The 24,458-nt window shown below is 34.4% G+C and carries 18 protein-coding genes; 16 read left to right on the top strand and 2 right to left on the bottom strand.

Annotated elements, in window-relative coordinates; translation table 11 throughout:
* Positions 1-132: 132 nt before the first annotated feature.
* Positions 133-2,940: a LuxR C-terminal-related transcriptional regulator gene (locus C8N41_RS05525; RefSeq protein WP_115838495.1), complete on the bottom strand. Its 2,808-nt coding sequence runs from the start codon at positions 2,938-2,940 to the stop codon at positions 133-135.
* A 322-nt stretch (positions 2,941-3,262) separates the two neighbouring features.
* On the opposite strand from C8N41_RS05525, the gene ilvD reads away from it, so the two are divergent.
* From ilvD to C8N41_RS05445, 16 genes are all read left to right on the top strand, one after another.
* Positions 3,263-4,942, top strand: a complete 1,680-nt coding sequence (gene ilvD, locus C8N41_RS05520) for a dihydroxy-acid dehydratase (protein WP_092444957.1) — start codon at positions 3,263-3,265, stop codon at positions 4,940-4,942.
* A gap of 110 nt (positions 4,943-5,052) precedes the next feature.
* Positions 5,053-6,789 carry a biosynthetic-type acetolactate synthase large subunit gene (ilvB, locus tag C8N41_RS05515; RefSeq protein WP_115838494.1) on the top strand — a complete coding sequence of 579 codons (1,737 nt, stop codon included), beginning with the start codon at positions 5,053-5,055 and terminating at the stop codon, positions 6,787-6,789.
* 162 nt (positions 6,790-6,951) lie between these two features.
* The gene (gene ilvN, locus C8N41_RS05510; protein WP_092444962.1) at positions 6,952-7,482 is read left to right on the top strand and encodes an acetolactate synthase small subunit; all 531 of its coding nucleotides are present in this window, start codon (positions 6,952-6,954) and stop codon (positions 7,480-7,482) included.
* A 107-nt stretch (positions 7,483-7,589) separates the two neighbouring features.
* Positions 7,590-9,089, top strand: coding sequence for a ketol-acid reductoisomerase (gene ilvC, locus C8N41_RS05505; protein WP_115838493.1), 1,500 nt, complete (start codon positions 7,590-7,592; stop codon positions 9,087-9,089).
* 109 nt (positions 9,090-9,198) lie between these two features.
* The gene (gene ilvA / locus C8N41_RS05500) at positions 9,199-10,467 is read left to right on the top strand and encodes a threonine ammonia-lyase IlvA (protein WP_115838492.1); all 1,269 of its coding nucleotides are present in this window, start codon (positions 9,199-9,201) and stop codon (positions 10,465-10,467) included.
* Between the two features lie 82 nt (positions 10,468-10,549).
* Entirely contained in the window at positions 10,550-12,142 is a 1,593-nt protein-coding gene (locus tag C8N41_RS05495) for an NADP-dependent glyceraldehyde-3-phosphate dehydrogenase (RefSeq protein ID WP_115838491.1), read from the top strand.
* A gap of 429 nt (positions 12,143-12,571) precedes the next feature.
* Positions 12,572-13,210 carry a GNAT family N-acetyltransferase gene (locus C8N41_RS05490; RefSeq protein WP_115838490.1) on the top strand — a complete coding sequence of 213 codons (639 nt, stop codon included), beginning with the start codon at positions 12,572-12,574 and terminating at the stop codon, positions 13,208-13,210.
* Positions 13,211-13,252: 42 nt separating this feature from the next.
* A complete protein-coding gene (locus C8N41_RS05485) occupies positions 13,253-14,434 on the top strand; it encodes an argininosuccinate synthase (protein WP_115838489.1) in 1,182 nt (393 codons plus the stop codon).
* 83 nt (positions 14,435-14,517) lie between these two features.
* Positions 14,518-15,501, top strand: coding sequence for an N-acetyl-gamma-glutamyl-phosphate reductase (gene argC, locus C8N41_RS05480; RefSeq protein WP_115838488.1), 984 nt, complete (start codon positions 14,518-14,520; stop codon positions 15,499-15,501).
* 97 nt (positions 15,502-15,598) lie between these two features.
* A complete protein-coding gene (proC, locus tag C8N41_RS05475) occupies positions 15,599-16,399 on the top strand; it encodes a pyrroline-5-carboxylate reductase (RefSeq protein WP_115838487.1) in 801 nt (266 codons plus the stop codon).
* 99 nt (positions 16,400-16,498) lie between these two features.
* On the top strand, positions 16,499-17,632 hold the full coding sequence (locus C8N41_RS05470) for an aspartate aminotransferase family protein (RefSeq protein WP_115838486.1): 1,134 nt from the start codon (positions 16,499-16,501) through the stop codon (positions 17,630-17,632).
* 147 nt (positions 17,633-17,779) lie between these two features.
* The gene (locus C8N41_RS05465) at positions 17,780-18,715 is read left to right on the top strand and encodes a Rossmann-fold NAD(P)-binding domain-containing protein (RefSeq protein WP_115838485.1); all 936 of its coding nucleotides are present in this window, start codon (positions 17,780-17,782) and stop codon (positions 18,713-18,715) included.
* Positions 18,716-18,787: 72 nt separating this feature from the next.
* On the top strand, positions 18,788-19,564 hold the full coding sequence (gene argB, locus C8N41_RS05460) for an acetylglutamate kinase (RefSeq protein WP_115838484.1): 777 nt from the start codon (positions 18,788-18,790) through the stop codon (positions 19,562-19,564).
* Positions 19,561-20,622, top strand: coding sequence for a M20 family metallo-hydrolase (locus C8N41_RS05455; RefSeq protein WP_115838483.1), 1,062 nt, complete (start codon positions 19,561-19,563; stop codon positions 20,620-20,622). Before argB ends, C8N41_RS05455 begins: the two co-directional genes overlap by 4 nt.
* Positions 20,623-20,739: 117 nt before the next feature.
* The gene (gene argH, locus C8N41_RS05450) at positions 20,740-22,014 is read left to right on the top strand and encodes an argininosuccinate lyase (RefSeq protein WP_115838482.1); all 1,275 of its coding nucleotides are present in this window, start codon (positions 20,740-20,742) and stop codon (positions 22,012-22,014) included.
* Between the two features lie 73 nt (positions 22,015-22,087).
* Positions 22,088-22,726 carry a peroxiredoxin gene (locus tag C8N41_RS05445; protein ID WP_092444986.1) on the top strand — a complete coding sequence of 213 codons (639 nt, stop codon included), beginning with the start codon at positions 22,088-22,090 and terminating at the stop codon, positions 22,724-22,726.
* 219 nt (positions 22,727-22,945) lie between these two features.
* Here the strand turns inward: C8N41_RS05445 and C8N41_RS05440 are convergent, their stop codons facing one another.
* Positions 22,946-24,409 (bottom strand): glutamate synthase subunit beta, encoded by a 1,464-nt coding sequence (locus C8N41_RS05440; RefSeq protein WP_115838481.1) that lies wholly within the window; start codon positions 24,407-24,409, stop codon positions 22,946-22,948.
* Between the last annotated feature and the right edge of the window lie 49 nt (positions 24,410-24,458).

Genomic DNA, 24,458 nt, shown 5'->3' with positions numbered 1-24,458 from the left:
GTTAATAAGTGTTAATAAAACCCGATTTGACGTACTCTAAAGCTATAAAAAAAACGTTGTAGTAGAAAGAGAATTAACAAAGTGACGTAGTAATGACGTAGTCAAAAGTAGGAATAGAATAAGAATACACTCTTAATTTTTAATATTTAACAAATAATCAACCAAAGAAATATCATTTTCTAAATTTAATTTCTTTTTTAGACGGTATCGGTGCGTTTCAACGCCTCTTACTGAAATATTCATAAGTGGTGCAATCTCTTTTGAAGATAAATTCATTTTGATGTAAGCACAAATCTTTAAATCTTTTGGAGTAAGCTTACTATGTTTTTGTTTTAAAGCTTCGAAAAACTCATCGTGAACCTGGCTAAAATTATTCTCAAAAACCTCCCATTCATCTTTTAACACAATGGAATTATCTAACTTTTTAACCAACTTTTTATAAGAGTAATAATTATTAAAGCCATCTTTATTCATCATTAAATCTTTCTTTATATCTTGAAGCGTTTCATTCTTTTTTACCAAAGCCATGGCATTATTAGCTAGCTGCTTACTCTTTAGTTTAATCTCATTTTGTAAAGATTCATTTTTAAGTTGAACAATTCGTTTTTCATTTTCTAGCGTTTTTTCACGCAATAACTTTTGCTGTTCTCGTTGATATTTTATTTTAATGATACGTTGCTCCTTAGCAATTTTCTTATTGTGAAGTGTATAAAACACAACAATAATAAGGACAGCTATGAGAAAATATAGTACATATCCAAAGGTATCTCTATACCATGGTGGGTAGACATCTACACTCAGCGATTGCATTGTAGAAACATTCCCAGCATTATCACTTGTTCTAAAAGACATCGTATAATCTCCATCTAATAGATTTGTGAACTCTACTTTGTTACCCTCCATTTCATACCATATAGCATGTTCATCTTTATATCCACCTTCTGTTATTGTATATTCAAAGAAATGATTTAAAGATTGAGGTGAAGACAACTCTACCGTCACACTTTCCTTATATTTAAATCCGACCGTATCATCCTTAAGAGGCTTAACACTAATAGAATCACCACTCACTGAAACATGCTCTATAGAAGGCTGGTATAATTTCGTTTTTGAGATTGACGCATTATTAATCATCATAAACCCATTATCGAGATTTAAAGCATAGATAGAATCATTAATTTTCGAAATATTTTCGTAACCAACTATATATCTATTTTTTAGAAATATATCATTGAGATAAAAATCATTACGAGTAGTATCAAAAGATTTAAACTCAATAAATCCAGCTTTGTTTTTTAGGGCAAACATTGCTGTATCATCTTCAGATATAATGTAACTATTTTTACCCAATAGATCGTTGAGTAACTTATAAGGCACAATAGAATCTAAAATTGGTTCATATTTATGCCAACCTTCGTTAGATTTAAAACTGATATCGTTCTTAATATTATAAACACGAATATTAAAATCAGACCCAATACCTTTATTATGATAGTTTTTAACACTTGTTATGGTATCGTAATTATTATCGAAAACGACTTTATAAACTCCTTTAGTAGCATGAGCTACCCAAGCTGTCCTAGGGCTTTCAAATACCAAAAAGCGAGAAGGAACAGTGGTTTTACCTAGATGTTTCACTTGCCACTCATCAGCTATTTTTTCAAATTTTACTAAACCCGAATAAGTACCCTGAATATACGTATGCTCTCTTTCAGGCACCTTTTTTATAGTATAACCACCTGTAAAGGTTGAAATATTGGTAAATCTATCTTTATCAACAATAAAGGTCCCTTCATTATGACCACAAAACAACTGATTTTCAATAATTTCCAAATCCCAAACTTGACCTTGAGACCCTTCTATAAATTGCAGTTTTTCATTATCATCTAACCAAAATAAACCTGTATTGGTCCCAATATAAATGACACCATTATAGTTAACAACATCATAAACGGAACCCAATTTACCGGAAACATCATTAAAGAAGTAATTACTGCTATTCAGTTCTATATTGGCAATACCATTATCTAATCCTAACCACAAATTACCAGTCTTATCTATAGACTGACTTAGAACTGTATTATTAAATAATCCATTTTCTTTACTGATATGAAACTTTGAATTGCCATCACTATCCGTTAAAAACACACCATCTTTAATAGTCCCAAAAACCATATCACCATTTTCTAAAACAGAAAACTCGTTTAATTGATGACGCTGTATTTGCTCATTGATTTCAAAATCAGTTGGCATTAAAGTCCCTTTATCTAGCAAATAGCTCCCCTTTAATGAGGTCATTAGTAAAAGTTTACCGTTGTATTTAGTAATAGAAACAATTTTAGTATCTAAGAGACGCTCACTAAAATAATAAGGTTCCAAGCTTTTTTCTTTTAATAAAAATACACCTTGATTTAAAGTGCTTACAAATAAATCATCGTCAACAACACTGCAAGAAATTATAACAGAGCTCGGTCTTAACTGAATAACATCCTCAAAATCATAGATATAGATATTCAAAAATGATCTAAAAATAATTTTACCGTTAAAACTTACAATTTCCCATATTTCCTCATTGGGTGAAATTAAGTTAGGAATCTTTTCGCTTAAAGAATGGTATTGTAAAACTCCAAACCCATCACGTTTCCAATATCCAAACTCCTCATAAGACCCAGTATAAACCACGTCGTCTACAGCTAATACGGACCTCACTATCGTTTTATTCGGTAGCTGATAAAACTTCCAAACCAATGCGTCATACTCTAATAAACCACTGTTATTAGCAACATAAACTTTACCATTATCTGCTCTAGAGACGTCCCAATTTTGGTTACCTGCTTTGTATTCTGCCAAAGTATAGTTATGAATACTAGGTGCAAATTGACTGTAACAATTTGAAGAAAAAACAAATAGAAAAAGTAAAAAAATTAAGGATTTTTTCATGCAGTAAAGAATATACAAATTTTTAGGAAAATGCTTTAAAATTAAGAATTTCATTCAAAGTGACTCTACTTATTATAAAAAATTCATACCTAAAGAAAGCTGGGATCTATAGAAATTCAGATTAAAAAGTTTAGAACATTAATTATATAAAAAATTAAGACACTTGAACATCATAATTATTCAAACCTAAGTAATTAACACACAATACATTAACCAATACTCACAAGTATTGACTTTAGATGTTCTAAAAGAACGAGAACACTAAAACATCGCATATCCAGTAATTTAGTTTCTGCAAACCGATGTTGCACACCAATATATTATGAGCGAATTAAATAAATACAGTAAAACAGTTACGCAAGACCCAACACAACCAGCAGCTCAAGCGATGCTCCATGCTATTGGGTTAACAAAAGAAGATTTTTTTAAACCTATCGTTGGTATTGCAAGTACGGGTTACGAAGGTAACCCATGTAATATGCACCTTAACGACTTAGCTAAATTGGTTAAAGAAGGGACAAAAAACGAGGACATTGTTGGGCTAATTTTTAACACCATTGGTGTGAGTGATGGCATTTCTATGGGAACACCAGGCATGCGCTACTCACTTCCCTCTCGCGATATTATTGCAGATTCCATGGAAACCGTTGTACAAGCCATGAGTTACGATGGTTTAGTAACTGTCGTTGGCTGTGATAAGAATATGCCAGGAGCTCTAATGGCTATGATACGATTGAATAGACCAAGTATCCTAGTGTATGGAGGCACAATAGATTCTGGATGCCACGAAGGAAAAAAATTAGATGTCGTTTCTGCCTTTGAAGCCTGGGGAAGTAAAGTAGCAGGCACCATGGACGAAACAGAATATCAAAATATTGTTGAAAAAGCCTGCCCTGGAGCTGGCGCTTGTGGTGGCATGTATACAGCAAACACAATGGCGTCGGCAATTGAAGCCTTAGGCATGACATTACCTTACAATTCATCAAACCCAGCATTAAGTGATGCTAAGAAAAATGAATCCGTTAGAGCTGGTGAAGCCCTAAGAGTTTTATTAGAAAAGGATATAAAACCATCAGATATCATCACAAGAAAATCTCTTGAAAATGCGATACGACTGGTCACAATTTTAGGAGGTTCTACAAACGCAGTACTACACTTTTTAGCTATTGCAAGAGCCGCACAAGTAGATTTTACACTTAAGGATTTTCAAGATATTAGTGATAATACTCCATTTTTAGCAGATTTAAAACCAAGTGGAAAATATTTAATGGAAGATGTACATGCTGTAGGAGGTATTCCTGCTGTATTAAAATACCTTCTCAAAAAAGGCCTTATCCATGGAGATTGTTTAACGGTTACTGGAAAAACCATAGCCGAAAATTTATTGGATGTTCCAGATCTTAAGGATAACCAAGATGTGATAAAGCCAATAGAAAAACCAATTAAGGTGTCCGGACATCTAAGAATGCTCTACGGAAATTTAGCAACTGAAGGTAGTGTCGCTAAAATCACCGGTAAAGAAGGCTTATGCTTTAGAGGAAAAGCTAAAGTTTTTGAAGGTGAATATGCGGCCAACGACGGTATTAGAGATGGTAAAGTTGAAAAAGGAGATGTCGTCGTCATTAGATATGAAGGTCCTAAAGGCGGACCTGGAATGCCTGAAATGTTAAAACCAACAGCCGCTATTATGGGAGCTGGTTTAGGTAAAGATGTAGCTTTAATTACGGACGGTCGATTCTCTGGAGGTACTCATGGTTTTGTAGTCGGTCATATTACTCCTGAAGCACAAGAAGGCGGCACCATTGCTGTCGTTAAAGATGGCGATATTATTACTATCGATGCCGAAACTAATTCTATTTCTTTAGAAGTCCCTGAAGTAGAATTACAGAAAAGACGTCAAAAATGGAAAGCACCAGAATTAAAATTTGAACGTGGAGTGCTGTATAAATATGCAAAAACTGTCTCATCAGCATCTAAGGGTTGTGTAACCGATGAGTTTTAACAAATATAACCGTACTACAAATAGCAAAACAAGTGAATAACCCATCTTTATAGTTTAATCTATTATAAAGATTTTAAAATGAGATTCCCAATTCTACGGGAAGTAAAAACATGAAAGAAACTCAAACCATACAAAACAAAGCAGAATCGACAGCAACCACTGAACGTATTTCAGGAAGTGAGGCGGTTATTAAATGCTTATTAGCCGAAGGTGTAGAAACATTGTACGGTTATCCTGGCGGAGCCATTATGCCAGTTTACGATGAATTATATAAATATCAAGATCAGATTCATCACGTCTTAACACGACATGAGCAAGGTGCAACACATTCTGCTCAAGGTTATGCCAGAATTTCTGGTAAAGTTGGTGTTTGTATGGCTACATCTGGTCCAGGAGCAACCAATTTAATTACTGGCATCGCGGATGCACAAATCGATTCTACACCAATGGTATGTATCACTGGTCAGGTAGGTTCGCACTTATTAGGCAGTGATGCCTTTCAGGAGACTGATATTGTAGGAATATCGACTCCTGTAACCAAATGGAATTGCCAAGTAACTAAGGCCTCCCAAATCCCAGAGGCTTTTGCCAAAGCTTTTTTTATCGCCAGAAGCGGACGACCAGGACCTGTGTTAATAGATATTACAAAAGATGCTCAATTTGAAGAATTCGATTTTACCTACCAGAAATGTAAAGGTATCAGAAGTTACAAACCAGTTCCTGACACCGATGAAAACGCATTAAAAGCCGCTGCAGAACTTATTAACGCAGCAAAAAAACCATTAGTTGTTTGGGGGCAAGGAGTCATTTTAGGAAAAGCTGAAGAAGAATTTAAAGCCGTAATTGAAAAAGCCGGAATTCCTTCAGCTTGGACCATTTTAGGAGCCTCAGCCATTCCAACCGCTCACCCTCTTAATGTTGGTATGGTAGGTATGCACGGTAACTACGCACCAAATGTTTTAACTAACGAATGCGATGTATTAATTGCCATTGGAATGCGTTTTGACGATCGTGTAACAGGAAATTTAGATACGTATGCGAAGCAAGCTAAGATTATTCATTTTGAAATTGATCCTGCTGAAATTGATAAAAATGTAAAAACAGATATCGCTGTTTTAGGTAATGCTAAAACAAGTCTAAAACGCTTATTACCGTTGGTGAATAAAAATTCGCATAACGATTGGCATCAAGAGTTTAAAAACTTATATGAAATTGAGTTCGAGAAAGTCATAAAACACGATTTACACCCAACAAAAGAGGGTTTAACCATGGCTGAAGTATTAAAAGAAATCAATATACAAACCAAGGGAGACGCAGCAATAGTAAGCGATGTGGGACAGCACCAAATGATTGCCTGTCGTTATGCAGAATTCAATAAAACCAAAAGTAATATTACATCTGGTGGCTTAGGCACTATGGGCTTTGCGTTACCTGCAGCCATTGGAGCAAAAATGGCTGCACCAGACAGAGAAGTCGTAATGATTGCTGGTGATGGTGGTTATCAAATGACCATTCAAGAATTAGGAACAATTTTCCAGCAAAAAGTACCTGTAAAAATAGTCGTCTTAAACAATGAATTCCTAGGCATGGTACGCCAATGGCAACAATTATTTTTTGATAAACGCTATGCCTCTACAGAAATGACAAATCCAGATTTTATAGCCATTGCAAAAGGCTATTCTATTGAAGCTAAAAAAGTAACCGAAAGAAAGGATTTAAAAACTGCTATAAAAGATATGATTGATTGTGAAGGACCGTATTTTTTAGAAGTTAGAGTTGAAAAGGAAGACAATGTTTTCCCCATGATACCAACTGGAGCGAGTGTTTCAGATATAAGATTAGAGTAACATCAATTCAGGTGAATTTCAAAAGAAGTGCAAGGAATTTGAAATATGTATCGAGAACAATTTAAGTAACTTCTCGAGACAATTTTATCTCATACTTTGAAAAAACCAGTGAAAGTCACGAATAAATATAAGAATGAAAGCTAACAGAAAAGCTTAAAAATAATGAGTACAGAAAACAAACAATTCACCATTTCTATTTATACCGAAAACAATATTGGATTACTGAATAGAATTTCTGCAATATTCCAAAGAAGGCATATTAATATTGAAAGTTTAAACACGTCTCCTTCAGAAATCGACGGTGTTTCAAGATTCACAATTGTCGTCAACATCACGGAATCTCAAATGAAAAAGATTCAAGGTCAAATTGAAAAACAAGTCGAAGTGATAAAAGCATTTTATCATACCGAAGAAGAAATCATCTATCAAGAGTCTTGTATTTTTAAAATGAGATCTAACTTATTGTTTGATGAACGTCAAATTCAAAATATAATTAAAGAAAGTAACGCTAGAATTGTTACCGTAAACCGCGATTTCTTCGTGATAGAAAAATCAGGAAGAAAAGAAGAAATAGATTTATTACATAGAGAACTAACCGTCTTTGGTATTATGCAATTTACACGTTCTGGCCGTATTGCCGTAACTAAAGACGAAATGAAAATATCATCAATGCTTAAAGCATTGCAACATTAAAAAATGAGAATAGAAAAACAGAATAGAGAAAAAAGAAAATTATCGACAAGCAAAGTGTCCATTCTCTTTTTCTCAATCCTTTTTTCAAACAAAAACAACTAGAAACAATGTCAAATTACTTTAACACATTACCATTAAGAGAACAATTAGACCAATTAGGAAAATGTCGTTTTATGGACGCTTCAGAATTTGAAGATGGAGTAAACGTATTAAAAGGAAAGAAAATCGTAATCGTTGGTTGTGGTGCCCAAGGCCTAAATCAAGGACTAAACATGAGAGATTCCGGATTAGATATCTCTTATACTTTACGTCAACAAGCTATTGATGAAAAACGCGATTCTTTTAAAAATGCGACTTCTAACGGATTTACAGTTGGTACTTATGAAGAATTAATTCCAACTGCAGATTTAGTATTAAACTTAACACCAGATAAGCAACACACTAATGTTGTAAAAGCTGTAATGCCATTAATGAAAAAAGGAGCTACATTAAGTTACTCTCATGGTTTTAACATTGTTGAAGAAGGCACAAAAATCCGAGAAGATTTAACAGTTATTATGGTCGCACCAAAATGTCCTGGAACCGAAGTAAGAGAAGAATACAAAAGAGGATTTGGAGTACCAACACTAATTGCAGTACACCCTGAGAATGATCCCGAAGGAAAAGGCTGGGCACAAGCCAAAGCGTATGCTGCAGCAACAGGCGGACATCGTGCAGGTGTTTTAGAATCATCCTTTATTGCCGAAGTAAAAAGTGATTTAATGGGAGAACAAACCATTCTTTGTGGTTTATTACAAACCGGAGCAATTCTTTCATTCGATAAAATGGTTGAAGAAGGTATTGAACCTGGATATGCTGCTAAATTAATTCAGTTTGGGTGGGAAACCATTACCGAAGCTCTAAAGCATGGTGGAATTACCAACATGATGGATCGTTTATCTAATCCTGCAAAAATTAAAGCTTACGAATTATCCGAAGAATTAAAAGACATTATGCGTCCATTATTTGAAAAGCATATGGATGATATTATTTCTGGTCATTTCTCAAAAACCATGATGGAAGATTGGGCCAATGATGATGTGAATCTTTTAAAGTGGAGAGCTGAAACAGGAGAAACTGCGTTTGAAAAAACACCTTTAACGTCTGATCATATCACTGAACAAGAATATTTTGATCACGGAGTGCTATTAGTTGCCTTTGTAAAATCTGGTGTTGAATTAGCCTTTGAAACCATGGTAAGCGCAGGAATCATTGAAGATTCGGCTTATTACGAATCGTTACACGAGCTACCATTAATTGCAAATACCATTGCGAGAAAGAAATTGTTTGAAATGAACCGTGTAATTTCCGATACTGCAGAATATGGTTGCTATTTATTTGACCATGCTTGCAAACCTTTACTTACAGATTTCATGAAAACGGTAGACACTTCTATTATTGGAAAATCATTTTCAAAAACAACAGGAGTTGATAATGTAGAATTAATAGCCGTGAATGATGCGATTAGAAATCATCCAATTGAAGCTGTTGGACAACGATTACGTGCCGCTATGACAGCGATGAAGGTGATTAAAACTGAAGATGTAAAAGAATCTGTTTTAGCGTAACATACAACTTGTCTCCTCGAGCGCAGTCGAGAGGTTAATAAATAATTAGACTGTGCTAAACTAGACATAATTATAGATTAAAAAGATTCCCACTTTGTGGGAACTAAACATGAAAGAAACAAAAACAACATACAAACCAACATTAGAAGCCATTGAAGCTGCGGCAGAAAAATTAAGAGGTATTGCATCGGTTACTCCTTTAATCAAAAATATAAGGTATTCTAAGGAGTTTAATGCTAATATTTATTTTAAACGCGAAGATTTACAAGTTGTACGTTCTTACAAAATTAGAGGAGCCTATAATAAAATATCCTCGTTAAGTCCATCCCAAATTAAAAATGAAATTGTGTGTGCAAGCGCAGGTAACCATGCTCAAGGTGTGGCTATTTCGTGTAAATTATTAAAAATAAAAGGCACTATTTTTATGCCTTCACCTACACCAAATCAAAAGATCGAGCAGGTTAAAATGTTTGGTGAAGACTATGTCGATGTTGTTTTAGTTGGTGATACTTTTGATGATGCTTACCATGCCGCCATGCAGCAAAGCGAAGAGCTCAACAAAACGTTTGTGCACCCTTTTAATGACGAAAAAGTAATTGAAGGTCAGGCAACCGTTGGTTTAGAAATTATAGATCAAGCAAAAGCACATCCTATTCATTATGTTTTCGTACCCGTTGGTGGTGGTGGCTTAGCTGCTGGATTATCCTCTGTTTTTAAAATTCTATCTCCTCAAACAAAAATTATTAGCGTGGAACCAAAAGGCGCACCAGCCATGCTGACCTCTATTAGAGCTAATAAAAACACACAATTAGAAACCATAGATAGCTTTGTAGATGGAGCCGCTGTTAAACGTGTTGGTGACTTAAATTTTGCGATATGTAAAGAAACCCTACATCGAGTGGTTACAGTAGACGAAGGTAAAATTTGTCAGACTATCTTAGATTTATACAATAAAGACGCAATTGTGGTTGAACCTGCAGGTGCATTAAGTATTTGTGCCTTAGATCAGTTTGCAGAGGAGATAAAAGGCAAAAATGTGGTTTGTGTTATTAGTGGGAGTAACAATGATATTACGCGAATGGCAGAAATAAAAGAACGCGCGTTACTCTATGCCAATTTAAAACATTATTTCATTGTAAAGTTTCCACAACGTGCTGGAGCGTTACGTGATTTTGTGGTAGATATTTTAGGACCTACCGACGACATTACACACTTTGAATACACCAAAAAAGTTAATCGTGAAAATGATGTGGCCGTAGTGGGATTACAATTAAAATCACCTGAAGACTTAGAGCCGTTAATTGCAAAAATGAAGCGCCATAATTTCTTTGGAGATTACCTTAATGATAAACCCGATTTATTTCAGTTCTTAGTATAGCTTAACACAAACTTAACCTATTTAAAAAGCGCCATTTAGTATCTTTAGTACTTATAAATAAACAGTTCAAAAATAAGTTGATATGACTTCTACATTTACGGATATTCCCGAACAATTTCAAATTAAAAATTTAGTAAATCAAGATACTTATTTGGTAGATGGTGGACTTATACCTTGGCGAGGAGAAACATCTAATGTGTATTCTACAATTTCATCAACCGAAGATTACAAACCAACTTTATTAGGGAGCATTCCAACTTTAGGAAAAAAAGAAGCCATAAAAGCGCTCGATGCTGCTGTTACTGCGTATAATAAAGGACAAGGTTTATGGCCAACAATGAAAGTTGTAGACCGTATTGCCTGTATGGAAAAGTTTGTAGAGCAGATGAAAACCAAACGTGCGGAAGTCGTAAAATTATTGATGTGGGAAATCGGTAAAAATCTTCCAGATTCTGAAAAAGAATTTGATAGAACCGTTGAATATATTTACGATACCATTGAAGATTACAAACAAATGGATCGTGATAGTGCTAAATTTGTAAAAAGCTCTGGTGTTTATGCCCATATTAGACGAGGCCCTTTAGGTGTAGTGCTTTGTTTAGGCCCTTATAATTACCCGCTTAATGAAACCTTTGCACTATTGATTCCTGCTTTAATTATGGGAAATACTGCCATTTTTAAACCAGCAAAACATGGTGTTTTATTAATTTCACCATTACTTGAAGCTTTTAGAAATAGTTTTCCTAAAGGAGTGGTGAATATCATTTACGGACGTGGAAGAACCGTTGCCGCACCAATTATGCAATCTGGTAAAGTTGATGTTTTAGCATTAATAGGAAATAGCAAATCGGCTAATGCACTACAAAATCAACACCCAAAAAGTAACAGACTGCGTTTAGTCTTAGGCCTAGAAGCTAAGAACCCAGCAATTGTATTGCCAGATGCCGATTTAGATTTAGCCATAGATGAATGTATTGCAGGAACAACGTCTTTTAACGGTCAACGCTGTACTGCGTTAAAAGTTTTATATGTTCATAGTGATATTATAGACGAATTCAACAAACGTTTTGCCGCTAAAATAGATGCGCTAAAATTTGGAAACCCATGGGTAGACGGTGCAAAACTAACACCGTTACCTGAACCAGATAAGCCAGCTTACATCCAAGATTTAATTGATGATGCCACCGAAAAAGGAGCAAAAGTAATTAATGAAAAAGGAGGACAAACAACTGAAAATTATATTTTTCCAGCAGTTTTATACCCAGTTACCAAAGATATGCGTGTGTTTCAAGAGGAGCAATTTGGACCTGTAATCCCTATCGTTCCATTTTCAGATATTGAAGAACCTCTTGATGATATGGCAGAATCAAACTACGGTCAACAAGTAAGTTTATTCGGTAAGGACGTAAATACGTTAGCACCTTTAATTGATACACTCGTCAATTTAGTTTGTCGTGTTAATTTAAATAGCTCTTGCCAACGAGGACCAGACGTTTATCCATTTACAGGACGCAAAGATTCAGCAGTAGCGACATTAAGTGTGCATGATGCGTTGCGTTCATTTTCAATTAGAACATTTGTAGCATCCAAAGACAACGATTATAACAATACAATTTTAAAAGATCTATTAGATTCTAGAGCATCAAACTTTGTAAATACCGATTATATTCTATAATTAAAAAACGATTAAAGGGATTGAAAAATGAAATATCTACAGTTTTATTTTAAGAAATTATGAATTTCATAAATCTTTTAAAAAATGACTGAGATTAAGACCATTATCAAATAATAATTATAAATTTACACCATGTTAAGTCAAAAAAATAGAATTGAAAGACCCACACGCTTGTTATTAAACATGCGACGTCGCTAATGGATCTACCTTAAAACCATTTAGTTAATCAATTTTAATTTTTTTTTACCTTGAACACTTTACCACATTTATTCCCCTTTTTAATTATAGCAAAACCTAATACTAGGTTGGTTGCTGTACGCCGTATTTTTAGTCGTCGCCCGTAAGGGTACAATTCATATTAGGAACTAAGGTGTGTCCAGTTCTTCACTCAAAAAAATTAAAAAGTTTATAATTTAAAACTCAATAACAATGAAAATTGTCATTGCTGATAAATCACATAGTATTTACGCAGAAACGATCTGCAACACTATTGCTGATGCTGCTCAAGTTAGAGGTACAGGTATTGCCAAGCGTAAACCAGAATACATCGTCACCAAAATGGAAAATGGTAACGCAGTGATTGCTCTAGAAGGTGATAAATTTGCAGGATTCTGCTACATTGAAGCGTGGAGTCATGGCAAGTTTGTTGCCAATTCTGGGCTCATTGTACATCCAGATTTTAGAAATCTAGGTCTTGCCAAAAAGATTAAAAAAGTCATTTTTGAACACTCTCGAACAAAATATCCTAATTCAAAAATTTTTGGTATTACTACGGGTCTAGCTGTTATGAAAATGAATAGCGAACTTGGCTATAAACCTGTAACATTTTCAGAATTAACGGATGATCAATCGTTCTGGAAAGGTTGCCAAACTTGTAAAAATTTTGACGTTTTAACAAGAACCGAGCAAAAAATGTGCCTATGTACAGGTATGCTTTATGACCCAAATAAAGCCGAAGATTCAAAACCAAAAGAACATAATTACGATAACAAAGCATGGACAAGATTGAAAAATTTAAAACAATCAATGTTCCTGAAAAAAGATAAAAAAAATGAACCGAGCAATTAAATGCGAACACATTTTACAATTGAAAAACAATAAAAGCGAAAAATGAGTAAGAAATTAGTTATAGCATATAGTGGTGGATTAGACACATCCTATTGCGCAGTAAGTTTAAGTAAAGCCGGTTACGATGTTCATGCTGTAAGTGTAAACACAGGTGGTTTTACAGATGAAGAAATTAAAATCATAGAAAATAATGCCTACAAAATGGGTGTATCAACCTATAAAAACATTGACGCTATTGCTTCATATTATGATAAAGTGATTAAGTATTTAATCTTCGGAAATGTGCTTAAAAACAATACTTATCCCTTATCTGTAAGTGCGGAACGTATTATTCAAGCCATTGAAATTATAGAATACGCTAAAAGCATTGATGCAGAATACATTGCACACGGAAGCACAGGTGCTGGAAACGACCAAGTACGTTTTGATATGATTTTTCAAACCTTAGCGCCAAACATTAAGATTATTACACCAATTAGAGATGGCAGTTTAAGTAGACAAGAAGAAATTGACTACCTTAAAGAAAACGGCATCGATATGTCATGGGAAAAGGCAAAATACTCAGTTAACAAAGGGCTTTGGGGAACTAGTGTTGGTGGCTCTGAAACACTTACTTCAGAAAAACCATTACCAGAATCTGCTTTCCCTTCACAATTAAAACATTCTGAACCAGAAAAAGTAGTGCTTACATTTTCTAAAGGAGAATTAGTAGCATTAAATGGTATTAAAAACAATCCTGAAATCAACATTGAAGTATTAAATAATCTCGCTTCGGCGTATGCTATTGGTAGAGACATTCATGTTGGAGATACTATTGTTGGAATAAAAGGCAGAGTTGGTTTTGAAGCTGCCGCTGCTTTAATCATAATAAAAGCGCATCATTTACTAGAAAAGCATACGCTTACTAAATGGCAATTGCAACACAAGGATTATATGTCAAATTTCTATAGTATGCATTTACACGAAGGTCAATATTTAGACCCAGTATTGCGAGATATGGAGGCTTTTTTACAAAGTAGTCAAGACAAAGTGACTGGTGATGTTTTTGTAACCTTGAAGCCTTATCATTTCGATTTAGATGGCATTTCTTCTAAGCACGATTTAATGAATGCTAAATTCGGAAGTTATGGTGAAGAAAATAAAGGTTGGACAGCAGACGAAGCCAAAGGTTTCATTAAAATAGTTGGTAACCAAAATAAGATTTATCAGCAGGTAAATAATTAAGTAAGACCTCGCAGGTTTTTAAAACCTCGCAGGTCTGAACAAAGTGTAATCAAATAAAGATAGCCGTTTTCACGGTCATTAAGATGAAAAATTTAGAAATAGGAATCATAGGAGGCGCAGGTTATACAGCTGGAGAGTTGATAAGATTATTACTCAACCATCCAAAAACCAACCTAAATTTTGTATTCAGCACTTCTAACGCAGGAAACAAAATCTATAAAGTACATCAAGATTTAATAGGTTCTACTGAGTTGGAATTTACGAGTAACATTAATCCAGATGTAGATGTTCTCTTCTTATGTTTAGGTCATGGCAACTCAAAAGCCTTTTTAGAAAAAAACAACTTTTCAGACCACACTAAAATCATTGATTTAAGCAATGATTTTAGACTAACAAAAGATGAAGTTTTCAATGGTAAAACGTTTGTTTACGGCTTACCAGAATTGAACAAAGAAGCTATAAAAAAAGCAAATTACTTAGCTAATCCTGGTTGCTTTGCTACAGCAATTCAGTTAGCATTATTACCGTTAGCCAAGGCTAAAACCATCCAAAACGATGTACACATTAATGCTGTAACTGGTGCAACTGGAGCAGGAACCTCACTTTCTGCAACTACACATTTCACCTATAGAGATAATAATTTTTCACATTATAAAGCTTTTACGCATCAGCATTTAGGCGAAATTAATCAGACGGTAAATCAATTACAGTCTTCTTTTAATTCTGAAATAAACTTTATGCCAAATAGAGGTAATTTTTCAAGAGGAATTTTTGCTACGCTTTACACCAAATACGAAGGAACTTTAGAAGAAGCAAAAACATTGTACAACGATTATTATAAAGAAGCAGCCTTCACGTTTGTTTCAGATGAAGATATTCATTTAAAACAAGTGGTTAATACTAATAAGTGTATTCTTCATTTACATAAACATGAAGGCAAATTACTAGTAACAAGCATCATTGATAATTTACTAAAAGGTGCCTCAGGACAAGCCATACAAAACATGAATTTAATGCATGGATTTGAAGAAACCGAAGGTTTACAATTAAAGGCTAACTATTTTTAATATCCTGCAAGGTCTTGGAGACCTTGTAGGTATAGAACAACAATTAATACCTACAAGGTTTTTGAAACCTTGCAGGATAAATAACAACACCAATAATATGAAAATAGCAATCATAGGAACAGGAAACTTAGGAAAATCCATCGCAAAAGGACTGATTACCAATAATGCCATAACCACACTATACTTAACCAAACGTAACTTGGAGGATATTCAAGATTTGGAAGGTTATAAGAATGTCATATTAACAACAGATAATATTGAAGCGGTAAAAAATTCAGATATTTTAATATTTGCTATTCAACCAAGACATTTTGATAAAATATTAAATGATTTAAAACCGTATTTAACAGAAAAACACGTTTTAATTTCTACCATTACCGGATTTCTAATTCCACAGATTGAAGCTATTGTTGGTACTGACCAATTCATCATTAGAGCCATGCCAAATACAGCGATTGCTGTTGGTAAATCTATGACTTGCATGTGTAGTAATGAAAAAGGCGCTAAACGCATTCAAATCGCAGAAGCTATTTTCAATAGATTAGGACATACGTTGGCTATACCAGAATGTCAAATGCAAGCTGCAACTGTAGTTTGTGCAAGCGGAATTGCATTTTGGATGCGACTGATACGTGCTACAACCCAAGCTGCTATTCAGTTAGGTTTTGATGCTAAGGAAGCACAAGAATTAGCCATGTACACCAGTGAAGGTGCAGCGAGTTTATTAATCACCAACGGCAATCATCCAGAAGAAGAAATAGACAGAGTAACCACACCAAAAGGTTGTACTATAGAAGGCTTAAACGAAATGGAACACAAAGGTTTGAGCTCATCATTAATACAAGGTATGGTAGCTTCTTTCAATAAAATTAATAACATCAAAAAAGAGCAGATTTGATAAAGATTTCCTGCAAGGTCTTGGAGACCTTGTAGGTATAAAACCTAAAAATCATACCTACAAAGTTTTTGAAACCTTGCAGGATAAAGTAACAATAATATGAGTTTATTTAATGTATATCCACTCTTCGACATTACACCAGTAAGCGCAAAAGACATTTACGTTTACGATGCTAAAAATGTGGAATATTTAGACCTTTATGGAGGACATGCTGTAATATCAATAGGACATTCACATCCAAAATATGTAAATGCCATTTCAAACCAAGTTTCGACATTAGGATTTTATAGCAACGCAATTCAAAATCCATTACAAGTTGAATTAGCAGATAAGCTTGAAGCTGTATCTCGCTGCAAAGATTACCAATTATTTTTGTGCAATTCTGGTGCTGAAGCTAACGAAAATGCCTTAAAACTAGCATCGTTTCATAATGGTAAAACGAAAGTTTTATCATTTAAAAACTCGTTCCACGGTAGAACGTCTGCAGCTGTTGCCGCAACTGATAATCCAAAAATTGTAGCACCAATCAATGCACAACAAGACGTTGATTTTGTAGAATTAGGTGATTTAGAAGCGGTTGAAACCATTTTAAAACAAAACCAGACTTGTGCTGTTATTGTTGAGTTCATTCAAGGTGTTGGTGGTTTAGACCAAAGCACTACCGAATTTTACCAAGGACTAGAAACTCTTTGCAAACTACACAACACGGCATTTATTGCAGACGAAGTACAATCGGGATTTGGCAGAACTGGTGACTTTTTCGCTTACCAAAAACACAATATTACACCAGATATTATTTCTATTGCTAAAGGTATGGGAAATGGGTTTCCGGTTGGAGGGATTTTAATTCACCCTTCCATTAAAGCTTCTTTTGGATTATTAGGAACAACGTTTGGCGGCAATCATTTAGCTTGTGCTGCAACGCTTTCTGTTTTAGAAGTTTTGGAAGAAGAAAAGTTAATGGAAAATGCTAAAAACATATCAGAGTATTTTCAAGAGAAAGCAAAATCATTACCAAATTTAAAATCGATAAAAGGTCGTGGATTAATGTTAGGTATAGAATTCGATTTTCCGATTTCAGACTTACGGAAAAAGCTCATTTTTGACCATCATATATTTACAGGAAGTGCAAAGAATCCTAATTTAATTAGAATACTTCCACCATTAACGATTCAGAAAAAGCATATTGACATCTTTTTTGAATCGTTAGAAAAAGAATTAAATAAATTATAACATGAAACCGTGAAAAAACACCCCTAATGTCCCCTCAAGAGGACAATCCACTCAGACGAATTGGACAATTGTCCCCTTGAGGGGACTTTAGGGGTGTAAACGCAAAGAAAGTCAAACTAAAAGTCACCCACTTTCGTGGGCACGAAGATGAAAAACTACACCAAAATAAAAGACATTTCTAATCTATCAGAAATTATTAAGGATGCTATTTTATTAAAAATGAATCCCTTTGAATTTGAAGACTTAGGAAAACACAAAACCTTAGTCATGCTGTTTTTTAATTCGAGTTTAAGAACCCGATTAAGTACAGAAAAAGCAGCAAAAAACTTAAGCATGGAAGTGATGATTTTAAACATCAATGATGCTTGGAATTTAGAATTTGAAGATGGCACCATAATGAACATGGACAAATCTGAACACATTAAAGAAGCAGCGCGTGTTATTTCGCAATATGCAGATATCATTGCGGTAAGAGCATTCCCAACGCTACAAGACAAAGCTAAAGACGAATCGGAATACATTCTCAATAACTTTAAAAAATATGCTACAGTACCAATTGTAAATATGGAAAGTGCGACAGCACATCCTTTACAAGCACTCGCTGATGCCATCACCATTACTGAGCTGACAGAAAAAGCGAAGCCAAAAGTGGTTATTTCTTGGGCACCACATCCAAAAGCTTTACCACAAGCGGTTGCGAATTCCTTTGTAGAAATGATGCAAGATTTAGGAGTAGATTTAACCATTACGCATCCTGAAGGTTATGAGTTAAATGAAGCTATCACTAAAGACACACCAATAAATTACAACCAAGAAGAAGCCTTAAAAGATGCTGATTTTGTTTACGTTAAAAACTGGAGTAGTTATAATGATTATGGAAAAGTACTGAATCAAGATGAAAATTGGATGCTTACAAAAGCGAAATTAGGCCATGCGAAATTTATGCATTGTTTACCTGTAAGACGAAATGTTATAGTTGAAGATGCGGTTTTAGACAGCGAACAATCTGTAGTTATAAAACAAGCCAATAATAGAACGTATGCTGCTCAGATTGTATTAAAGCAAATTTTGGAAGATTTATAATTTCTGTCAGGTCGAGCGCAGTCGAGACCTCATTAACCTCTCGACTGCGCTCGAGGAGACAAAAGATTAAAAATGGAAACACTAAAAGTCATAAAAATAGGTGGAAACATCATCGATAATGAAGAAGCACTAACTGCATTTATCAAAGATTTTTCAACTTTAGCAGGTCCCAAAGTTTTGGTACATGGAGGTGGAAAATTAGCCACCAAGTTAGCGGCAAAAATGAATATTCCGGTTACCATGAATGAAGGCAGACGCATCACAGATGCCGATACTTTAGACATCATCACCATGGTTTACGCAGGTAAAATTAACAAAAATATAGTAGCGCAATTGCAAGCCAATAATTGTAATGCTGTTGGATTCTCTGGTGCAGATGGCAATACTATTATTTCCGAAAAAAGACCTATTAAAACTATTGATTATGGATTTGTTGGCGATGTAAAAAATGTTAATACAAACGTTTTAGAAATATTATTAAACAACGAAATTACACCTGTTTTTTGTGCCATAACTCATAATAAAAACGGACAATTACTAAACACCAATGCAGACACTATCGCTTCAGAATTAGCCATAGGATTGTCCTCAATTTTTAATACAGAATTATATTACTGTTTCGAAAAAAATGGTGTGCTCAAAGATGTTGAAAATGAAGATTCAGTAATTGAAAACATTGACACAGAAAGTTACCAGCTTTTAAAAGATAAAAATATCATTTTCGAAGGCATGCTACCTAAATTAGATAACTGCTTTCATGCTATACATAAGAACGTTCAAAAAGTTTGTATCGGTAAATCAGATATGCTTTTCAATATAAACAACAAACACACTACCATAACACAATGATTCAAAAACTAACAACAGAAGCCATTGCTTTATTAAAGCAGCTTATAGAAACGCAGTCATTTTCCTCTGAAGAGGACCATACAGCTTTGCTCATTGAAAATTGGTTTACAACACACCATGTACCTTTTAAGAGGAATAATCACAACATTTGGGCAACCAACAAATATTTTGACGAGAGCAAGCCAACCTTATTATTAAACTCACATCACGATACTGTAAAACCAAATAATGGTTACACCAAAGACCCTTTTAAAGCCATTGTAGACGATGGAAAATTATATGGTTTAGGAAGTAATGATGCTGGTGGATGTTTGGTGTCTTTAATTGCTACATTCACTTATTTTTACGATAGAAAAGACCTGAATTACAATTTAGTCATTGTCGCTTCTGCCGAAGAAGAAAGCAGTGGACCAAACGGATTAAATAGCATGTTACCCATCATCCCAAAAATTGATGTTGCTATTGTTGGCGAACCTACACTTATGAATTTAGCCATTGCTGAAAAAGGTTTAGTTGTTTTTGATGCCAAGGTAAAAGGAACGGCTAGTCATGCAGCACATCCAAATTCAGACAATTCAATTTATAATACCATTGATGTTTTAAAATGGTTTCAAGAGTATAAATTTGAAAGAAAGTCGCCAGTTTTAGGTGATGTAAAAATGACGGTTACACAAATTAATGCAGGTAAACAACACAATGCTGTTCCTGCAGAGGTAAATTTAGTGATTGATGTACGTGTGAACGACAAATATTCTAATCAGGAAATTGCAGATATTTTAACTCAGAAATCACCTTGTTCATCAATTACGGCCAGAAGTTTACGATTAAATTCGTCCTCAATTTCTAGTAACCATAAACTTGTAAAAGCCGGAATTGAATTAGGACGAGAAACTTACGGTTCGCCTACACTTTCTGACCAATCTGTTTTAACTTGTCAGTCTTTAAAATTAGGACCAGGCGATAGTACGCGTTCGCACACAGCCGATGAGTTTATTTATTTGGCTGAGATTGAAGAAGGTGTTGATTTGTATATTAAGTTGTTAGAAAAAGTATTGTAGAAATAACAGACCTAGCAGGTTTTTAAAACCTTGCAGGTCTAAAATTAAAAACAGATTCCTGCCGAAGTTTATCTTGAGCGATAGCCGAAAGGCAGGAATGACAAAAACGAATAAAAGATGAAACTTTGGGACAAAGGCTATTCCATAGATAAAAAAATAGAATTATTTACCGTTGGTAACGACAGAGAAATTGACATGCATATTGCTAAATATGATGTTGAAGCCTCAAGAGCGCATGCTGTGATGTTAGAATCCATCGGAATTATTACTTCGGATGAATTAGAACAACTAAAATCAGGTTTAAAGGTTTTAGCAGATTCTATTGAAGATGGTACTTTTATAATTGAGGATTCATTTGAAGATGTACATTCTAAAATTGAACATGAATTGACTAAAACTTTAGGCGACGTCGGAAAGAAAATCCATACGGCACGTTCTAGAAACGACCAAGTTTTAGTAGCCCTTCAGTTATACTACAAAGAGAATTTACAAATCATTAACGATAAAACTAAAACGTTTTTCGATACACTTTTAGGTCTTGCTGAAACTCACAAGACTAAACTTTTACCGGGTTATACACATTTGCAAGTTGCTATGCCTTCCTCTTTTGGGTTATGGTTTTCTGCTTATGCTGAATTATTAATTGATGATGTTTATGTGTTGAATGCAGTTTCAAAAATTACAGACCAAAATGTTTTAGGTTCAGCTGCTGGTTATGGAAGTTCATTTCCTATTGATAGAGATATTACTACTAAAGAACTTGGATTTTCGACTTTAAAATATAATGTGGTTGCAGCACAATTAAGTAGAGGAAAAAGCGAACATGCAATTGCAAGTGCACTAGGTGGTTTATGTAATACTATGGCACGTTTTGCCATGGATATTTGCTTATATATGAGTCAGAATTTTGGATTTATTACGTTTCCGGATGAGTTAACTACAGGAAGTAGTATTATGCCACACAAAAAGAATCCTGATGTATTTGAATTGATACGAGGTAAGTGTAATAAAATTCAAGCACTACATTCTGAAATGTTATTAATCACGAACAATTTACCAAGTGGCTACCACAGAGATTTTCAATTATTGAAAGAAAACATTATCAATGCTTTTGAAGATGTAAAAGATATTTTAGACATCTTTAATTATTCCATTCAACAAATTATAGTTAAAGATATTGACCTCAACGATGAGAAATACCAATACTTATTTACAGTAGATAGCATAAATAATTTGGTTGTTGATGGTATGAGCTTTAGAGAAGCCTATCAAAAAATCGGCAGCCAAGTACAAGCCGGAACTTATCAACCTGACTTAGGGAAAGAGCATTCTCATATAGGAAGTATTCATAATTTATGTTTAGATAAAATCAGTAAGAAATATCCAAATTAAGAGACTAAAGCAATACATAAATAGTTTAGACTTTAAGAATTTAAAAAATATTAACCTTTAAAAAATAAATAAAATGAGCGTAATTAGATTAGGTGATGAAGCACCAAACTTTACAGCACAAACTTCAGAAGGAGAAATAAACTTTCATGATTGGCTAGGCGATAGTTGGGGAATATTATTTTCTCATCCAGCAGATTACACGCCTGTTTGTACAACGGAATTAGGAACTGTTGCGAAATACAAAAGTGAATTTGAAAAAAGAAATGTAAAAACCATAGCATTAAGCGTAGATGGTCTTTCTTCTCACAAAGGTTGGATTAAAGATATTAATGAAACGCAAAATACATCTGTAGATTTTCCTATTATAGCTGATGAAGACAAAAAAGTTTCAAATTTATACGATATGATTCATCCAAATGCAGATAATAATTTAACCGTTAGATCTGTATTTATTATAGATCCTGATAAGAAAGTGAAATTAATCATTGTATATCCTGCTTCAACTGGTAGAAATTTTGAAGAATTATTAAGAGTTATAGATTCTTTACAATTAACAGCTTACCATAAAGTTGCGACACCTGCAAACTGGAAAAACGGAGACGATTGTGTAATTTCACCTGCAGTATCCAATGAACAAATCCCAGAATTATTTCCGAAAGGACACAAAGAGGTTAAGCCATATTTAAGGTTAACACCTCAACCTAATTTATAATTAATATTTCTATAAAAGGGCATCATTTTGATGCCCTTTTCAATTCTAGAATAATTAAATAACTGCAATTAATAGAACATATATCTTAAAGTTATATGAGAACTTTTTAACCACTTATTAGGACTCTAAACAAAAAGCATCTGTTTCCAGATGCTTTTAAATTTCTACTCTAATAAAAGACTACCCCTAGAATTTATAGCAGCAGAAGTATTTTTAGTCTTATAACGCAACCAAATCACCGTCAGGATTTTTAGTCGCTAAATCAGATTTACCCATTAAATAAATATCCACTTGGCGTGCAGCTTCTCTACCTTCGGAAATAGCCCAAACAATTAGAGATTGTCCTCTACGCATATCTCCAGCTGTAAATATATTTGGAATATTCGTTTGATACTTTCCGTAAGCGGCTTTATAATTAGAGCGCACATCGCGTTCTAAGCCTAATTTATCTGCAAGTGTAGATTCTGGACCTGTAAAACCTAAAGCTAACAATGCTAAATCGCATTTCCAAGTTTTTTCCGTACCAGCAATTTCTATTAGTTTTGGACGTTCGCCAGGAACCATTTCCCACTCTACGTTTACCGTTTTTATAGCGGTTAGTTTACCTTTAGCATTGGTTACAAACTCTTTAGTATTAATTAACCAATTACGCTCCACTCCTTCTTTATGAGACGTTGACGTTTTTAATTGTAAAGGCCAATACGGCCAAGGTGTTGCTGGTGAACGATGTCCTGGCGGCTTTGGCATAATTTCAAAATTAACTACCGATTTTGCACCTTGACGATTCGAGGTTCCTATACAATCACTTCCGGTATCTCCACCTCCAATAACAATCACGTTTTTACCAGTTGCTACCACTTGATCTTTTATTTTTTGCCCAAAAACAACTTTTGTTTGCTGCGTTAAAAAGTCCATAGCTTGTACTACGCCATCTGCATCAATGCCTGGTGTTGGTAAACTTCTTCTTTCAGTTGCTCCACCACAAAGAACCACAGCATCAAATTTTTTCAATTCTTCAACATCGTAATTGACACCGACATTCACATTAGTCTTAAAAACAATACCTTCTGCTTCCAGAACTTTTAAACGACGATCAATTATTCCTTTTTCCATTTTAAAATTAGGAATACCATAACGCAACAATCCTCCAATAGCATCATCTCGTTCAAAAACAGTAATTGTATGTCCGGCTCGATTTAATTGTTGAGCTGCAGCTAAACCTGCAGGACCTGACCCTACAATGGCAATCGTTTTTCCTGTTCGCGTTTTTGGCGGTTGTGGCTTTATCCAACCTTCTTTAAAAGCACGTTCAACAATACTTTTCTCAATGTTTTCTATGGAAACTGGGTCTTCAATAATCCCAAGAACACATGATTGTTCACAAGGTGCAGGGCACAATCGGCCTGTAAATTCAGGAAAATTATTAGTGGAGTGTAAAATCCAAGAGGCTTTTTGCCATTCACCTTGATGCACCATATGATTAAAATCAGGAATTAAATTACCTAATGGACAACCACTATGGCAAAATGGAATTCCGCAATCCATACAACGCGACCCTTGTTCGGTCATGTCTTTATCCTTTAAAGGTATAGTAAACTCATTATAATGTTTTACACGATCCTTTACGGGTTTATATGACTCGTCTTTTCTTTTAAACTCTTTAAAACCTGTTACTTTTCCCATTGTATTGCTGTAAAAGCAGGAGTTTTATCCTAGCTTTCTAATTTTAATT

It is taken from the genome of Winogradskyella sediminis (assembly GCF_003387355.1).
Taxonomy (GTDB): domain Bacteria; phylum Bacteroidota; class Bacteroidia; order Flavobacteriales; family Flavobacteriaceae; genus Winogradskyella; species Winogradskyella sediminis.
Note: the sequence above shows the minus strand (reverse complement) of the source record. Positions and strands in the feature narration are given on the sequence as shown.

What these genes read in the sequence shown, in the direction of transcription:
- C8N41_RS05525 (WP_115838495.1), bottom strand. Translation starts at nt 2,940, where the DNA reads ATGAAAAAATCCTTAATTTTTTTACTTTTTCTATTTGTTTTTTCTTCA.
- ilvD (WP_092444957.1), top strand. Translation starts at nt 3,263, where the DNA reads ATGAGCGAATTAAATAAATACAGTAAAACAGTTACGCAAGACCCAACA.
- ilvB (WP_115838494.1), top strand. Translation starts at nt 5,053, where the DNA reads ATGAAAGAAACTCAAACCATACAAAACAAAGCAGAATCGACAGCAACC.
- ilvN (WP_092444962.1), top strand. Translation starts at nt 6,952, where the DNA reads ATGAGTACAGAAAACAAACAATTCACCATTTCTATTTATACCGAAAAC.
- ilvC (WP_115838493.1), top strand. Translation starts at nt 7,590, where the DNA reads ATGTCAAATTACTTTAACACATTACCATTAAGAGAACAATTAGACCAA.
- ilvA (WP_115838492.1), top strand. Translation starts at nt 9,199, where the DNA reads ATGAAAGAAACAAAAACAACATACAAACCAACATTAGAAGCCATTGAA.
- C8N41_RS05495 (WP_115838491.1), top strand. Translation starts at nt 10,550, where the DNA reads ATGACTTCTACATTTACGGATATTCCCGAACAATTTCAAATTAAAAAT.
- C8N41_RS05490 (WP_115838490.1), top strand. Translation starts at nt 12,572, where the DNA reads ATGAAAATTGTCATTGCTGATAAATCACATAGTATTTACGCAGAAACG.
- C8N41_RS05485 (WP_115838489.1), top strand. Translation starts at nt 13,253, where the DNA reads ATGAGTAAGAAATTAGTTATAGCATATAGTGGTGGATTAGACACATCC.
- argC (WP_115838488.1), top strand. Translation starts at nt 14,518, where the DNA reads ATGAAAAATTTAGAAATAGGAATCATAGGAGGCGCAGGTTATACAGCT.
- proC (WP_115838487.1), top strand. Translation starts at nt 15,599, where the DNA reads ATGAAAATAGCAATCATAGGAACAGGAAACTTAGGAAAATCCATCGCA.
- C8N41_RS05470 (WP_115838486.1), top strand. Translation starts at nt 16,499, where the DNA reads ATGAGTTTATTTAATGTATATCCACTCTTCGACATTACACCAGTAAGC.
- C8N41_RS05465 (WP_115838485.1), top strand. Translation starts at nt 17,780, where the DNA reads ATGAAAAACTACACCAAAATAAAAGACATTTCTAATCTATCAGAAATT.
- argB (WP_115838484.1), top strand. Translation starts at nt 18,788, where the DNA reads ATGGAAACACTAAAAGTCATAAAAATAGGTGGAAACATCATCGATAAT.
- C8N41_RS05455 (WP_115838483.1), top strand. Translation starts at nt 19,561, where the DNA reads ATGATTCAAAAACTAACAACAGAAGCCATTGCTTTATTAAAGCAGCTT.
- argH (WP_115838482.1), top strand. Translation starts at nt 20,740, where the DNA reads ATGAAACTTTGGGACAAAGGCTATTCCATAGATAAAAAAATAGAATTA.
- C8N41_RS05445 (WP_092444986.1), top strand. Translation starts at nt 22,088, where the DNA reads ATGAGCGTAATTAGATTAGGTGATGAAGCACCAAACTTTACAGCACAA.
- C8N41_RS05440 (WP_115838481.1), bottom strand. Translation starts at nt 24,409, where the DNA reads ATGGGAAAAGTAACAGGTTTTAAAGAGTTTAAAAGAAAAGACGAGTCA.